Here is a 14,589-nt window from a genome sequence, read left to right on the forward strand (position 1 = left end):
AGGACGGCCCGTGGCGGGCGACCCGCGCGGCTTCGCCCCGCTCGAGCCGGCCCGCCACCGCGTGGGCGAGCGCACCGAGCTCTACGACGGCACCGTCACGGTGGACCACTGGTTCACGGTGCCGATCGACCACGCGCTGGGCCTCGCCGAGGCCGAGGCGCAGGATGCGGCGGGCACCGGCGTCGGGCCGCACCGGCGCGGCACGCTGACCGTCTTCGCCCGGGAGATCCGGGCGAAGGACGACCCCGGGGGCGAGCGTCCCTGGGCCCTGTACCTCCAGGGCGGCCCGGGCAGTGCCGGGCCCCGCCCGGCGCGCCGGAGCGGCTGGCTCGGCGCGCTGGCCGAGAGCCACCGCGTGCTGCTGCTGGACCAGCGCGGCACGGGGCGCTCGACCCCGGCCACCGTGGCGACCCTCACCGCCCCGGGCGCCTTCGCCTCGGACGAGGCCCGCGCCGAGCACCTGGTGCACCTGCGGGCGCCCTCGATCGTGCGGGACGCCGAGATGTTGCGCCTCGCCCTCGGCGCCGGGCCGTGGACCACGCTGGGCCAGAGCTTCGGCGGGTTCTGCACGCTGAGCTACCTCTCCTTCCACCCGGAGGGCCTGCAGCGCAGCCTGGTGACCGGCGGCCTCGCCCCGCTCACCGGCCACGCCGACCGGGTCTACCGGGCCACCTACGCCCGGATGCGCGCCCGCGCCGAGGAGTTCTTCGACCGGCACCCGGCCGACCGCGACGCGTGGGCGGAGGCCGTGGGGCTGATCCGTGCCGCCGAGGCCGCGGGCGCCCCGATCCCCCTGCCCGGCGGCGGACCGCTCACCGTGGGACGGGCCCAGGCCCTGGGCATGCTGCTGGGCGGCAACACCCGCGTGGACCGCCTGCACTGGGTCCTCGCCGAGGCCGTGGACCGCACCGGACCCGCACCGCGCCTGTCCGAGACGTTCCTGGCCGCCGTCGCCGACCAGGACGATCGCCTCGTCAACCCGCTCTACACCGTGCTGCACGAGGCGATCTACGCGCAGCCGGCGGACCTGGCCGGCGGCCGGGCGGACACCGGCTGGTCGGCGTCCCGGATGCTCGCCGAGCACCCGGACTTCGACCCGGAGGCGACCGCGGTCCCGCTGCCCACGGGCGAGCACGTCATGCCCTGGTCCGTCGAGGTCGACCCCCGGCTGCGGCCCCTGGCCGGCACGGCGCGGCTGCTCGCCGAGCGCACGCAGTGGGGCTCGCTGTACGACGTGGCCGCCCTGGCGCAGAACACCGTCCCCGTCGCCGCCGCCGTCTACGCCGACGACGTGTACGTGGACCGGGACCTCTCGCTCGAGACCGCGGGGCGCGTCCGCGGCCTGCGGGTGTGGGAGACTGACGCCTTCCACCACGACGGCATCGCCGACGACGGGCCGGCGATCCTCGACCGGCTCCTGGCGATGACCGCGCCTGACGGCGCCGGGACGACGACGGCCCCCGACCCGGTCGACTGACCGGCCCGGGGGCCCCGGGGCGCCGGCGGAGCACTCCCCCGGCGCCGTGGTCGGCTCAGACGGTGGGCCCGTCCTGCCGCACGATCTGCTCGGAGACCCCGCGCGCGTCGTCGTCACGGGGATCGGCGAGCCGGGTCTCGTGGGCCGTGCGGATGATCGCCGACCACGCGTCCTTGTGCTCGAGCAGCTGGTCGCGCCAGCGCTGGTCCAGTGCCTCGGCCCGGGCCGTCCAGCGGTCCATCAGGGCGGCGGCGCGCTCGCGCTCGGCCGGGTCGGCGTCCTCGGCCAGCTTCGAGTAGCGGTGCGAGTACTTCTCGGCGTTCTGCAGCGCCCGCAGGGCCTGGCCCTTGGGTGAGGCCAGGGAGATCGCCACGGTGACCGCCAGGATCACGACGACGACCACGAGGGACAGCGTCGTGGGGATCTCGACGACGGGCACGTTCTCGCCGCCGTTGATGAAGGGCAGGTTGTTCTCGTGGAGAGCGTGCAGGATGAGCTTGACGCCGATGAACGCCAGCAGCGCGGAGAGCCCATAGGCCAGGTAGACGAGGCGGTCGAGCAGACCGTCGATCAGGAAGTACAGCTGGCGCAGGCCCATCAGGGAGAAGGCCGTGGCGGTGAAGACGATGTACGCCTCCTGGGTCACGCCGAAGATCGCGGGGATGGAGTCGAAGGCGAACAGCACGTCGGTGGCGCCGATCGCGATCATCACGAGGAGCATCGGCGTCATGAGGCGCTTGCCGTCCACCATGGTGAAGAGGCGCTCGCCGTCGAACTGCTCGGAGGCGGGCAGGAACCGCTTGACCAGGCGGACCATCACGTTGTCCGCCTCGTCCTGGGCGCCCTCGGCGTCGCCGGACATCTCGCCCTTGAGCTGTCCGCCGGCGATGATCAGCAGGAACAGGCCGAAGAGGTAGAACACGTCGGACCACGCGGCGATGACGGCGGCGCCCAGCAGGATGAACAGGGTGCGCGAGATCAGCGCGAAGGTGATGCCGAACAGGAGCACCTTCTGCTGGTAGTCGCGGGGCACGCGGAAGCTGGCCATGATGACCAGGAAGACGAACAGGTTGTCGACGCTGAGCGCCTTCTCCAGCAGGTAGCCGGTGTAGTACTCGACCGCGTGCTGGGTGTCGCCGAAGGCGAAGAACACGAGGCCGAAGACGAGCGCGAGGCCGACGTAGACGCCGGACCAGATCGCGGCCTCCTTGATGGTCGGCGTGTGCGCCTTGCGGACATGGGCGAAGTAGTCGAAGGCGAGGAGTCCGACGATCAGCGCGATCGTCAGGCCCCAGGTCAGGCCGTTGATTTCCACGGGTCACCTCTCGGCGTCAGGGGTCGGGACGGTGCCGCAAGTCTCTCCGCCCGCCGCGACCGCGGCCCGGGCCCCTGTGTCCGGCCGGCGGCGCGCTCTCGGCGGCCGCGGCGTGCTGACGTCCACAGTGTTCGGGATACTCCCCTACGTCGCCGGCCAGTCTACCCGGTCGCACGACGACGCCCCGGTCCGCGGCGGGCGGAGCGGGGCGTCGTCGGGCCGGCTGGCGCGGTCGGCGGGTCAGCGGTCGTCGCGGCGGGCCCGGTCGGCGTAGTCCTCCCTGCGCTGGACCTGGCCGGTGAGCGGGGAGTCGGACTCCCGGTCCGTGCGGCCCCAGATCAGCGACGCCACGGTGGCCAGCACCAGGGTGCCGACGATGACGCCCAGGGAGACGAACGTGGAGATCTCCGGGACGGCCGTCACGGGGTGGCCGCCGTTGATGAAGGGCAGCTCGTTCTCGTGCAGGGCGTGGAAGACGAGCTTGACGCCGATGAAGGCGAGGATGAACGCGAGCCCGTGCTTGAGGAACACGAGTCGGTCCATGAGCCCGCCCAGCAGGAAGTAGAGCTGGCGCAGGCCCATGAGGGCGAAGATGTTGGCGGTCAGGACGATGAACCAGTTCTGGGTGAGGCCGAAGATCGCCGGGATGGAGTCCACCGCGAACATCACGTCCGTCAGGCCGATCGTGATGAACACGACCACCATGGGGGTGAACATGCGCCGGCCGTCCACGGTGGTGCGCAGTCGGTTGCCGTCGTAGTCGGGCGCCACGTTGAGGCGGCGGGTCAGGCGGGCCACGACGCCCGGCTCGGACTCCTCGTCTTCGTCCTTGAGCTGCTGCCAGGCGGTCCAGAGCAGGAAGGCGCCGAAGATGTAGAACACCCACGTCAGGTGTTCGATGGCGACGGCGCCGACCGCGATGAACACCGCGCGGGCGATCAGCGCGATGATGATGCCCACCATCAGCACCTCCTGCTGGTAGCGGCGGGGCACCTGGAACTTGGCCATGATGATGAGGAACACGAACAGGTTGTCCACGCTGAGGCTGTACTCGGTGACCCAGCCGGCGAGGAACTCGGTGCCGTGCTGCGCATCGCCCAGGGCGAAGAGGAGCCCCGCGAAGACCAGCGCCAGCGCCACGTAGAACCCGATCCACAGGCCGGCCTCCTTCATGGAGGGCTCGTGGGGGCGGCGCGCGACGTACAGCAGGTCGAGCAGGAGGATGACGCCGAGGACCACAAGGGTCGTGGTCTCGAAGACGGGACTGAGCACGTCCATGGAGGGGTTCCTTTCGTGGGGGCCGCGCCAGTCTAGACGGGGGCGGCCCCGCGCGCGGACGCGGGTGGGCCCGGTCTCAGGCTGCGCCGGGGGCGGTCAGCCCCAGGGCGAGCCAGACGACGACGGCACCGGCGGCGGCCAGGCCCCAGCTGGCGAGGGAGCCGATGAGGAACTCCTCCGCGCGCGAGCCGACGCCGCGGTCCGCCGAGATCTCCGGGAAGCGCACGATGCCCTTGGCCGCCATGAGGGCCGCGATCACCGGGTAGGCCTGCGCGAGCCCCAGGACGACCATGAGCAGCCGCTCCATGGGCCCGATGTAGCGGCCGCCGCGCAGGCCGTCGGCCGCGGCGGCCGTGGGCGCGGCGGACGGCGCGGTCTCGGGCTCCGCCACGGGGTCCTCCGCCTCCTCGTCGCCCCCGTCGGCGGGCCGGCCCGCCAGGGCGAGGACCGCGCGGGTGACCCGGTTGCCGGTCTCGGTCAGGGCCAGCGCCACCGCCAGCAGCGTGAGGGCCGGGGGCGCGGAGCGCAGGCCCGCGGGCGCCAGGGTCGACTCGAGCACGGCCACGAGGCCGACCGTGGCCACCACCGCGACCACCCCGAGCGGCCGGTCCGGGTGCAGCCACGTCCAGCCCATCAGCAGGCCGAGGGCCACCAGGCCGCCGCCCACTGCGACGGACATGCCGGTCGGCGCCAGAACGGCCACCAGCACCGCGGCGAGGACGGCGGCCACGGCCGCGCCGGCCCGGGCGAGCCGCCGTCGCCGGGGGGTGGGCCAGGCGCCGGGCAGGACGGCGTCGAGCAGGTCGTGCAGCCCCAGGGCGAGCAGTGCGAGGGCGGTCACGGCGCGGCCTCCGTCGCCGCGGCGGCGAGCTCGGCGTCCAGCTCGAGCAGCCGGTCGATCCCGGACCGCGCGGCGGCCTGCGACACCGCGGACTGCGTGATCCGCTCCGCCCGTGCGGCCTCCGCCTGGGTCGCCCCGCCCAGCAGGGCGGCGGCGATCCGGCGTTCGCGGGCCTTGAGCCGGCCGAGGACGTGGTCGCGCAGCAGGACGAGCCCGTCCACGGCGGCGGTGAGGGACGGGTCCGCGGCGCGGAAGGCGGTCGCGGCGCCGGAGGCCCGCTCGTGCGCGCGCTCGACGGCCTCGCGGGCCCGATACCAGGCCGTGCCGTCCTCGATGCCGCCCCCGCCGGCATCCAGGGCCCGCCGCTGCCCCAGGCCGATCCCGAAGCGCAGGTCGAGGCCCGGGGGCAGGGCGAGCGTGACGCGGACGGTCAGCCGGAGCGCGTCCGGCCACGTGCGGTGCAGCGCCTGGAACTCGTCGCCGACGCTGGCCCAGGCGGGACGCAGCGGCGGGACGTCCTGTTCCGCGGCCGCGAAGGCGGCCAGGATCTGCTCCTGCGCGCGGTCCCGGTCCGGGAGCGCGCGGGAGCCGACGATGTCCGCGATCACGGCCGCGACCGGGGGCGCTGCGCTCATGGCGTCACACTATCACTGATATGAGGCCATTCATCAGCGTTTTCATAACACCCTGGGTCGGCACCATGCCGGGCGGTCACTGCTCCCGCTTCATCTGCCGCAGCTCCTTCTTGAGCTCGCCGACCTCGTCGCGCAGGCGGGCCGCGAGCTCGAACTGCAGGTCCGCCGCCGCCTGGTGCATCTGCTGCGACATCTGCTCGATCAGATCGGCCAGGTCCTTGGCGGGCAGCGACGCCGGGTCCACCGCCGGGGCCTCGGCGCCCTCCCCCGCGGCCGGGGCCCGGTCCAGCGAGCTGAGGCCGCGGTGGCCCATGCCGAAGTCGAACCCGGACTTCACGCCGCCCATGCCCTTGAGGAAGTCGGCGGTGTCCGCGTCCTCCCGGGCCAGCTGGTCCGTGATGTCCGCGATGCGCTTGCGCAGCGGCTGGGGGTCGATCCCGTGCTCCTCGTTGTACGCGATCTGCACGGCCCGGCGCCGCTCGGTCTCCTCGATCGCCCGGCGCATGGAGTCGGTGACGTCGTCCGCGTACATGTGGACCTCGCCGGAGACGTTGCGGGCGGCACGGCCGATGGTCTGGATGAGGGAGGTGGTGGAGCGCAGGAAGCCCTCCTTGTCCGCGTCCAGGATCGCCACGAGCGAGACCTCGGGCAGGTCCAGGCCCTCGCGCAGCAGGTTGATGCCCACCAGCACGTCGAAGGTGCCCTTGCGCAGCTCCCGCAACAGCTCCACGCGGCGCAGCGTGTCCACATCCGAGTGGAGGTACTCGACCTTCACCCCCGCCTCGAGCAGGTAGTCCGTGAGGTCCTCCGCCATGCGCTTGGTCAGCGTGGTCACCAGGACGCGCTCGTCCTTGGCCGTGCGCACGCGGATCTGCTCGAGCAGGTCGTCGATCTGCCCCTCGGTCGGCTTGACCACCACCTGCGGGTCCACCAGGCCGGTGGGCCGGATGATCTGCTCGACGTAGCCGTCCGCCTGGCCGAGCTCGTAGGCGCCCGGCGTCGCGGAGAGGTACACGGTCTGCCCGATCCGCTCGAGGAACTCGTCCCACTTCAGCGGGCGGTTGTCCATGGCCGAGGGCAGGCGGAAGCCGTGCTCCACGAGGGTGCGCTTGCGGGACATGTCCCCCTCGTACATCGCCCCGATCTGCGGGATGGTCACGTGGGACTCGTCCACCACGAGCAGGAAGTCGTCCGGGAAGTAGTCCAGCAGGCAGTGCGGGGCGGAGCCGGCGGGACGGCCGTCGATGTGGCGCGAGTAGTTCTCGATGCCGTTGCAGTAGCCCATCTGCTGCATCATCTCGAGGTCGTACGTGGTGCGCATGCGCAGCCGCTGCGCCTCGAGCAGCCTGTCCTGGGACTCCAGCTCCTGCAGCCGCTCCCGCAGCTCGTCCTCGATGGTGGTGATCGCCCGGCCCATGCGCTCGTCGCCGGCCACGTAGTGCGAGGCCGGGAAGATGTACATCTCCTCCTCCTCGCGCACCACCTGGCCGGTGAGCGGGTGCAGGGTCTGGATGGACTCGATCTCGTCCCCGAAGAACTCGATGCGCACCGCGAGCTCCTCGTACATGGGGATGATCTCCACGGTGTCCCCCCGCACCCGGAAGGTGCCGCGGTGGAAGTCGACGTCGTTGCGCACGTACTGCATCTGCACGAACCGCCGCAGGAGCACGTCCCGGTCCATCTCCGCACCGCGGCGCAGGGTGACCATCTGCTCGATGTACTCCTCGGGCGTGCCGAGGCCGTAGATGCAGGAGACGGTGGCCACCACGATCACGTCCCGCCGGGTCAGCAGCGCGTTCGTGGCCGAGTGGCGCAGCCGCTCGACCTCCTCGTTGATGGAGGAGTCCTTCTCGATGAAGGTGTCCGTCTGCGGGACGTACGCCTCGGGCTGGTAGTAGTCGTAGTAGGAGACGAAGTACTCGACCGCGTTGTTGGGCAGCAGCTCGCGGAACTCGTTGGCCAGCTGCGCCGCAAGCGTCTTGTTCTGCACCATCACCAGCGTGGGCCGCTGGAGGCGCTCGACGAGCCACGCCGTCGTCGCCGACTTGCCCGTGCCGGTGGCGCCCATCAGGACGACGTCCTTCTCCCCCGCCTCCACGCGCTCGGCGAGCTCGGCGATGGCCTTCGGCTGGTCACCGGAGGGCTGGTACGGGGAGATGACCTCGAACGGGGCGACGACGCGGTTGATCTTCTGGGCCAGGCTCATGGCAGAACCCTACGTCGCGCCCCGGACACCCCGGCGGTCAGTCCGCCGAGGGCTCAGCCGCGTCGGGGGCGAGGAACCGGTCCCACACCTGGTTCGCCACGGACGCGAGCCGCTCGAGGTCGGCGTCGTTGACGATGACCACGTCCGCGACGGCGCGCCGCTGCTCGTCCGTGGCCTGGGCCGCGATCCGCGCCTCGGCGTCCGCGCGGCTCATGCCGCGGTCCTCCACCATCCGGCGCAGGCGCTCCTCGAGCGGGGCCTCCACCACGATCACGAGGTCGAACGCGTCCGCCTGCCCGGTCTCCACCAGCAGCGGCACGTCCTGGACCACGACGGCGTCCGGCCCGGCCTCGGCGACGATGCGCCGGGCCGCAGCCCGGATCCGGGGGTGCACGATGCGGTTCAGGCGCTGTCGGGCGCGCTCGTCCCCGAAGACGATGCGGGCCATCTCGACGCGGTCGAGCTCACCGTCCGCGGTGATGACGCGGTCCCCGAACTCGTCCTGGACGGCGGCCAGCCCGTCGGTGCCCTTCTCGAGGACCAGCCGGGCGAGGGCGTCCGAGTCCACCAGGAGCGCGCCACGCTCCTGCAGGACGCGGGCCACCGCGGACTTGCCGGCGGCGATCCCACCGGTCAGGCCCACGTGGACGCGCGGCCGCTCGGCCACCGGGTCGGTCTCGGTCATACGCGCTCTCCTCGGGCGGCCTCGAGCTGAGGCTGGATCTTGGCCTCCCAGTATGCCCGGACGGCCTCCCGCAGGTCCTCGAGCGAGCCGTCGTTCTCGATCACGGTGTCCGCGATCTCGGCCCGCTCCTCGTCCGCCGCCTCCTCGTCGATGAAGGCCCAGGCCCGCTCGCGGGTCATGTCGTGGGACTCCATGAGCCGGGCGACGCGCACCTCGGCGGGAGCAGAGACGGCCAGCACCTGGTCGAAGTCGCGCTCGGAGCCGGTCTCGGCCAGCAGGGCCAGGTCGACCACCAGCACGGAGTCCTCGCCGATCTCGCGGGCCCGGCGGTTCGCCTCGTCACGCACCGCCGGGGAGACGATCTCGTACATGCGCGTCCGGGCGGTCGAGCTCTCGGTGGTGAGCCGGTTGAGGGTGCGCGCGTCCAGGGTGCCGTCCGCGCGGACGACGTCGTCGCCGAAGACCGAGCGGAGCTCGTCGAGCACGGGGTTGCCGGGCACCAGGATCTCGCCCATCAGGTCGTCGAACTCCACGACGACGGCGCCCAGCCGCTCGAGCTCCGCGCCGACCTCGGTGCGGCCCGCGGCGATGCCGCCGGTCAGGCCGACGGTGACGAGGGCCTTGGCAGCGTCGATGCGCTGCTGGTGCCACGTCTTCGGGGTGTGCGTGTCGTTCTCCGGCTCGGTGCCGACCTCGAACTCGGGGCGGATCACGAAGTCCGAGACGTCCACGCCGTCCTCGGTGGCGCGGCGGCGGTACTCCTCGGCCGGCAGCACCTGCTTCCACTGACGGGTCCGCATGGGCCGCGCGGCACCCGCGTCCTCGCGCAGGGCCTGCAGCAGCAGTGCGGCCTGCGTGACGGTGATGAGCAGGATGGGCAGGCCGATCACGATGATGACCTCCTGCAGCGCTGCCAGGCCGTTCTCGCCCGCGGTGAGGATGATGGCCGCGCAGACCGCGCCGATGGACACGGCCCAGAACACGGACTGACGGCGGGGCGCCGCATCCTCGTGCCCGTTGGCCATCGCGTCCATCACGAGCGCGCCCGAGTCGATCGAGGTGATGAAGAACAGCGTGATGACCACGAGGGCCACGACCGCGGCCACCGTGTAGAGCGGCATGGCCTGCAGGTGCTGGAACAGGGCGGCCTGGACGTTGCCGTCGGTGACGATCGTCTGCGTCAGGTCACCGCCCTGGCCCGGCGCCGGCGCGGTGGCGCGGTCCGACTGGAACGCGGAGTAGCCGTAGATGCCCATCCAGATGATGACGAACGCGGTGGGCAGGCCGAGGCCGGCCACGATGAAGGAGCGGATGGTGCGGCCGCGCGAGATGCGGGCGAAGAACATCCCCACGAAGGGCGCCCACGTGACGGTCCAGGCCCAGTAGAAGACGGTCCAGTCACCGGACCACTGGCCCGAGTTGTACGTGTCGTTGTAGGTGGAGAGCACGGGCAGCATCGAGGCGTACTCGCCGATCGCCTGCACGGTGCCGCGGATGACGTCCATGCTGGAGACGGCCCACATCAGGACGTACACGAGCAGGGCGATCGCCAGCAGGATGTTGGCGTAGGACAGCCGCTTGACGCCCTTGTCCATGCCGGCCAGCACGGAGGCCGTGCCGACGGCCGTGATGACGGCCAGGATGAGCGCCTGGACCCAGCCGGCCACGGGGGTGCCCAACACGTAGTTCATGCCCGCGTTGATCTGCAGGGCGCCCAGGCCCACGGACACGCCGAGGCCGAACACGGTGGAGACCACGGCGATGATGTCGATCGTCTTGCCGATGGGGCCGTGGATGCGATCGCCCAGGAGGGGCTGGAAGGCGGAGGACACGCGCGGGGGCAGCTTGCGCTTGTACGTGAAGTAGCCGAAGCACAGGCCCGGGACGAGCAGGATCGCCCACATGTGGATGCCGAAGTGGAAGTTCGCGATCGACATGGCCTCCGAGGCCGCGCGGTCGGAGAACGGCTCCGTCCCCGCCATGGGCGGGTTGGCGTAGTGGTTCATCGGCTCGGCGATGCCCCAGAACATCAGCACCGCGCCGACGCCGGCGGCGAACATCATGCCGAACCAGGTCAGGCCGGAGTACTCCGGCACCGCGTCGTCGTCGCCGAGCTTGACCCGGCCGTACCGGGTCACGGCGAGGATGAACAGGAACGCCACCAGCAGGGTCAGGCTGAGCGTGTAGATCCAGCCGACGTCGTAGCGCAGCCAGCTCGAGACCGCGCCGAAGGCCGCCTGGACCGGACCCGGGAACAGGCCCATCGCGGCGGTGAAGAGGACGACCACGGCGGCCGAGCCGAAGAAGATCGCCGGACTCGTGCGGAGTCCCAACGTGTCGTGCAGGCGAGTGAGCGGGGAAGTCATGAGTCTCCCGGGACAGGGTCGTGGGAGGCCCGCGGCGGCACGCGTGCACGCTCACCGGTGGGCCGGTGCCGGGTGGCACGGTCCCCCACTGTACCGAAGCTCACGTCCGGGCTCGACGACGTGCCCGTCCTCGGCCAGCCCCTAGGGTGGGGTCATGCCCGATCCCGCCCTCGCCCCGACCGCGCGCTGCACGGTCCTGCCGGCGTCCGCCCGCGACTCCGACGGCTGGCTGGAACGGGAGGTGGAGATCCGCCGCAGCCGCTTCCTCACCTACCTCGGGCGCGTCGAGGACGAGGCGCAGGCGCGCGAGATGGTCGCCGTCCTGCGGCGCCGGCACCACGACGCGCGGCACGTGTGCAGCGCGTTCGTCCTCGGCCCCGCCCGGGACCGGATGCGCTCCAGCGACGACGGCGAGCCCGCCGGCACCGCCGGCGTCCCCATGCTCGAGGCCCTCGTCCAGCGCGAGACCGCGCCGGGCCGGACCGACCTGACGGACGTGTGCACTGTCGTCGTGCGGTGGTTCGGGGGGATCAAGCTGGGCGCCGGGGGCCTGGTGCGCGCCTACTCGGACTCGGTGTCCGGGGCGCTCGACGCCGCCCCGCTGCGCACCCGCTCCCGGCTGGCCCTGCTCGCGGTGGAGGCGCCCCACACCGACGCCGGCCGGTGGGAGAACGAGCTGCGCGCGGCGGGCGTGTCGGTGCTGGAGGCGAGCTACGGCGCCGCGGCGGTCCGCCTGACGGTCGGCGTGCCGGACACCGAGGAGGACCGCGCGGCGTTCGCGGCGCGGCTCGCGGACGTCACGGCCGGCGCGGGGCATGCGGAGCGGATCGGAGAGGACTGGGTGGACCATGAGTGAGCCGCTGCCCCGGGGGGTCACCCCCGATGTCGCCCGCGGCGGGCTGCCGGACGACCTCACCGCGGGCGTGGACTTCGCGGCGCTGGACCGGTGGCCGCTGCCGCCCGAGCCCGACCGCCAGGCCCACGACGCGGCGGACCTGCTCCTGCTCGACACCCTGGCCGGATGGATCGCGAGCGGGCACGTCCCCGGCCCGGTGGCCGTGCTGGAGGACCGGCACGGCGCCCTGACCCTGCCCCTGCTCGCGGCCGGTCACGACGTGCGGGTCCACCAGGACGACGCCTCCGCCGAGCGCTCGCTGGACGCGAACCTCGCCGCGTGGAGCGACGCCGGTCGCCTCGGCGGGGAGACGGGCGAGCTCGAGCGGTCGGCCACGCCCGAGGAGGCGGCCCGGGGCGCCCGGACGGTCCTGCTGCCGCTGCCCCGCTCGCTCGACGAGCTCGACCGGCTGTCCCGGATCGTGGCGGGCGCGGCCGACCCCGGCGTGGTCCTGCTGGCCGGTGGCCGCGACAAGCACATGAGTCCGCGCATGAACGCGGTGCTCGGCGCGGCGTTCGAGGACGTCGTCGCCGGTCGGGGACGCCGCAAGGCGCGCGTGCTCACGGCCCGGGGCCCACGTCCCGGCGTGACCCCCCGGCCGCCGGAGGAGGCCGACCGCGACGTCCCCGGCGTGGGGCGCCTGCACCTGGTGGCCCACGCCGGCGCCTTCGGCGGAGCCGCCGCCGACCCGGGCTCCCGTCTGCTGCTCGCCTCCCTCGCCGACGACCCACGCCCGCCGGGGCGCGTCGTGGACCTGGGCTGCGGCAACGGACTGCTCTCGGTCGGGGCGGCGCGGCTGTGGCCGCACGTCACCGTGGTGGCCACCGACCAGTCCGCCGTGGCGGTGGCCTCGACGCTCGCCACGGCCCGCGCGAACCGCGTGGCGGACCGCGTCGGGGCCGTGCGCGACGACGCCCTGGCCACGTGGCCGGACGGGACGGAGGAGTGCGTGCTCCTAAACCCCCCGTTCCACGACGGCAACGCCGTGGACCCCTCCGTGGCCCACCGGCTGGTGGCCGCCGCGGCGCGGGTGCTGGAGCCGGGCGGCCGGCTGTGGTGCGTCTGGAACTCGCACCTGCGGTACCGGCCGGTGCTGGAGGACCTCGTCGGGCCGACCCGGCAGACGGCGCGCGACCGCACGTTCACCGTGACGGTCTCCGAGCGCCGCTGAGCTGCGCCGTCGGGTCCCGTCCGCTCCCCCGCGGCCGGTCCCCCCGAGACGCGACGACGCCCCGCCCCTCCGAAGGGAGGGACGGGGCGTCGGATGCTCGGCGCGGGCCGTCAGGGACGGTCACGCACCGCGGCGATCAGTTGCCGGTGAGCTTCTCGCGCAGGGCGGCGAGGGCCTCGTCCGAGGCCAGGGTGCCGCCGTCCGAGGACGGGGCCTCGGAGGAGTAGGACGAGCCGCCCAGGCCCGCACCGGCGTCGGCGCCGGCGGTGGCCTCCTCCTCGAGGGAGCGGCGCACCTGCTCCTTGTGGGCCTCCCAGCGGGCCTGAGCGTCGGCGTACTGCTGCTCCCAGGCGGCGCGCTCGGCCTCGAAGCCCTCCATCCACTCGTTGGTCTCGACGTCGAAGCCCTCGGGGTACTTGTAGTTGCCCTCCTCGTCGTACTCCGCGGCCATGCCGTAGAGCGCCGGGTCGAACTCGGTGCCCTCGGGGTCCACGCCCTCGTTGGCCTGCTTGAGGGACAGGGAGATGCGGCGACGCTCGAGGTCGATGTCGATGACCTTGACGAAGAGCTCGTCGTTGACCGACACGACCTGCTCGGCGGTGTCGATGTGGCGCGAGGCCAGCTCCGAGATGTGCACGAGACCCTCGATGCCGTCCTCGACGCGGACAAACGCACCGAACGGCACGAGCTTGGTGACCTTGCCCGGCACGACCTGGCCGAGGGCGTGGGTGCGGGCGAAGAGCTGCCACGGGTCCTCCTGGGTCGCCTTCAGCGACAGGGAGACACGCTCGCGGTCCATGTCCACCTCGAGGACCTCGACGGTGACCTCCTGGCCCACCTCGACGACCTCGGACGGGTGGTCGATGTGCTTCCAGGACAGCTCGGAGACGTGCACGAGGCCGTCCACGCCGCCCAGGTCCACGAAGGCGCCGAAGTTGACGATGGAGGACACGGTGCCGTTGCGGACCTGGCCCTTCTCCAGCTTGTGGAGGAAGTTGGAGCGGACCTCGGACTGGGTCTGCTCGAGCCAGGCGCGGCGGGACAGGACCACGTTGTTGCGGTTCTTGTCCAGCTCGATGATCTTCGCCTCGAGCTTCTGGCCGATGTAGGGGGCCAGGTCGCGCACGCGGCGCATCTCCACGAGGGAGGCCGGGAGGAAGCCGCGCAGGCCGATGTCGAGGATGAGGCCGCCCTTGACCACCTCGATGACGGTGCCCTCGACGACGCCGTCCTCCTCCTTGATCTTCTCGATGTCGCCCCAGGCGCGCTCGTACTGGGCGCGCTTCTTCGAGAGGATCAGGCGACCCTCCTTGTCCTCCTTGGTGAGGACCAGGGCCTCGACGGTGTCGCCCACGGCCACGACCTCGTCCGGGTCCACGTCGTGCTTGATGGACAGCTCGCGGGACGGGATGACGCCCTCGGTCTTGTAGCCGATGTCGAGCAGGACCTCGTCGCGGTCCACCTTGACGACGGTGCCCTCGACGAGGTCGCCATCGTTGAAGTACTTGATGGTCGCGTCGATGGCGGCGAGCAGGTCCTCGGCAGAGCCGATGTCGTTGATGGCGACCTGCGGGGCGTTGGAAGTGGTGGTCATGTAGGAGGGACTCCGTTGGGATCGGGGGTCACGTCGGGATCGATGCCGCCGGTGGGCGGCATCCGGGCACCAGAGGGGCCCCACCCGGCGTGGGTCGTGATGGACATGTATCAAATGCGCACGAAT

11 protein-coding genes are annotated in these 14,589 nt (G+C 72.5%); 3 read left to right on the forward strand and 8 right to left on the reverse strand.

Annotated features, from left to right (window positions below):
* The first annotated feature begins 10 nt into the window (after positions 1–10).
* Positions 11–1,477: an alpha/beta fold hydrolase gene (locus tag ACUXPL_RS08940; protein ID WP_454183304.1), complete on the forward strand. Its 1,467-nt coding sequence runs from the start codon at positions 11–13 to the stop codon at positions 1,475–1,477.
* A 55-nt stretch (positions 1,478–1,532) separates the two neighbouring features.
* Here ACUXPL_RS08940 and ACUXPL_RS08945 read toward each other — a convergent pair whose 3' ends face one another.
* The 7 genes from ACUXPL_RS08945 to coaE (ACUXPL_RS08975) all read right to left on the reverse strand — a co-directional run bounded on the left by ACUXPL_RS08945 (position 1,533) and on the right by coaE (ACUXPL_RS08975) (position 10,803).
* The gene (locus tag ACUXPL_RS08945) at positions 1,533–2,792 is read right to left on the reverse strand and encodes a TerC family protein (RefSeq protein WP_454183306.1); all 1,260 of its coding nucleotides are present in this window, start codon (positions 2,790–2,792) and stop codon (positions 1,533–1,535) included.
* 240 nt (positions 2,793–3,032) lie between these two features.
* Positions 3,033–4,070, reverse strand: a complete 1,038-nt coding sequence (locus tag ACUXPL_RS08950; protein ID WP_454183308.1) for a TerC family protein — start codon at positions 4,068–4,070, stop codon at positions 3,033–3,035.
* A gap of 76 nt (positions 4,071–4,146) precedes the next feature.
* The gene (locus ACUXPL_RS08955; protein ID WP_454183309.1) at positions 4,147–4,911 is read right to left on the reverse strand and encodes a hypothetical protein; all 765 of its coding nucleotides are present in this window, start codon (positions 4,909–4,911) and stop codon (positions 4,147–4,149) included.
* Positions 4,908–5,546, reverse strand: coding sequence for a SatD family protein (locus ACUXPL_RS08960; protein WP_454183311.1), 639 nt, complete (start codon positions 5,544–5,546; stop codon positions 4,908–4,910). Before ACUXPL_RS08960 ends, ACUXPL_RS08955 begins: the two co-directional genes overlap by 4 nt.
* Before the next feature lie 76 nt (positions 5,547–5,622).
* Positions 5,623–7,752 carry an excinuclease ABC subunit UvrB gene (gene uvrB / locus ACUXPL_RS08965; RefSeq protein ID WP_454183313.1) on the reverse strand — a complete coding sequence of 710 codons (2,130 nt, stop codon included), beginning with the start codon at positions 7,750–7,752 and terminating at the stop codon, positions 5,623–5,625.
* A 37-nt stretch (positions 7,753–7,789) separates the two neighbouring features.
* Positions 7,790–8,437, reverse strand: a complete 648-nt coding sequence (coaE, locus tag ACUXPL_RS08970; RefSeq protein WP_255168740.1) for a dephospho-CoA kinase — start codon at positions 8,435–8,437, stop codon at positions 7,790–7,792.
* The gene (gene coaE, locus ACUXPL_RS08975) at positions 8,434–10,803 is read right to left on the reverse strand and encodes a dephospho-CoA kinase (protein WP_454183315.1); all 2,370 of its coding nucleotides are present in this window, start codon (positions 10,801–10,803) and stop codon (positions 8,434–8,436) included. The genes coaE (ACUXPL_RS08970) and coaE (ACUXPL_RS08975) overlap by 4 nt, the downstream gene beginning before the upstream one ends.
* Positions 10,804–10,957: 154 nt before the next feature.
* Between coaE (ACUXPL_RS08975) and ACUXPL_RS08980 the strand changes: the two genes are divergently transcribed.
* Together ACUXPL_RS08980 and ACUXPL_RS08985 are read left to right on the forward strand one after the other, a co-directional pair.
* Positions 10,958–11,659 (forward strand): IMPACT family protein, encoded by a 702-nt coding sequence (locus ACUXPL_RS08980; RefSeq protein WP_454183317.1) that lies wholly within the window; start codon positions 10,958–10,960, stop codon positions 11,657–11,659.
* On the forward strand, positions 11,652–12,869 hold the full coding sequence (locus ACUXPL_RS08985) for a class I SAM-dependent methyltransferase (protein ID WP_454183319.1): 1,218 nt from the start codon (positions 11,652–11,654) through the stop codon (positions 12,867–12,869). The genes ACUXPL_RS08980 and ACUXPL_RS08985 overlap by 8 nt, the downstream gene beginning before the upstream one ends.
* A 136-nt stretch (positions 12,870–13,005) precedes the next feature.
* On the opposite strand, the gene rpsA is transcribed toward ACUXPL_RS08985, so the two are convergent.
* Positions 13,006–14,463, reverse strand: a complete 1,458-nt coding sequence (gene rpsA / locus ACUXPL_RS08990) for a 30S ribosomal protein S1 (RefSeq protein WP_115164985.1) — start codon at positions 14,461–14,463, stop codon at positions 13,006–13,008.
* Positions 14,464–14,589 lie beyond the last annotated feature (126 nt).

The organism is Micrococcus sp. 140720015-1 (assembly GCF_053627595.1).

Excerpts from the sequence above, each read along its gene's own strand:
- ACUXPL_RS08950 (WP_454183308.1), bottom strand. The coding sequence starts at position 4,070 with ATGGACGTGCTCAGTCCCGTCTTCGAGACCACGACCCTTGTGGTCCTC.
- ACUXPL_RS08960 (WP_454183311.1), bottom strand. The coding sequence starts at position 5,546 with ATGAGCGCAGCGCCCCCGGTCGCGGCCGTGATCGCGGACATCGTCGGC.
- uvrB (WP_454183313.1), bottom strand. The coding sequence starts at position 7,752 with ATGAGCCTGGCCCAGAAGATCAACCGCGTCGTCGCCCCGTTCGAGGTC.
- coaE (WP_255168740.1), bottom strand. The coding sequence starts at position 8,437 with ATGACCGAGACCGACCCGGTGGCCGAGCGGCCGCGCGTCCACGTGGGC.
- coaE (WP_454183315.1), bottom strand. The coding sequence starts at position 10,803 with ATGACTTCCCCGCTCACTCGCCTGCACGACACGTTGGGACTCCGCACG.
- ACUXPL_RS08980 (WP_454183317.1), top strand. The coding sequence starts at position 10,958 with ATGCCCGATCCCGCCCTCGCCCCGACCGCGCGCTGCACGGTCCTGCCG.
- ACUXPL_RS08985 (WP_454183319.1), top strand. The coding sequence starts at position 11,652 with ATGAGTGAGCCGCTGCCCCGGGGGGTCACCCCCGATGTCGCCCGCGGC.
- rpsA (WP_115164985.1), bottom strand. The coding sequence starts at position 14,463 with ATGACCACCACTTCCAACGCCCCGCAGGTCGCCATCAACGACATCGGC.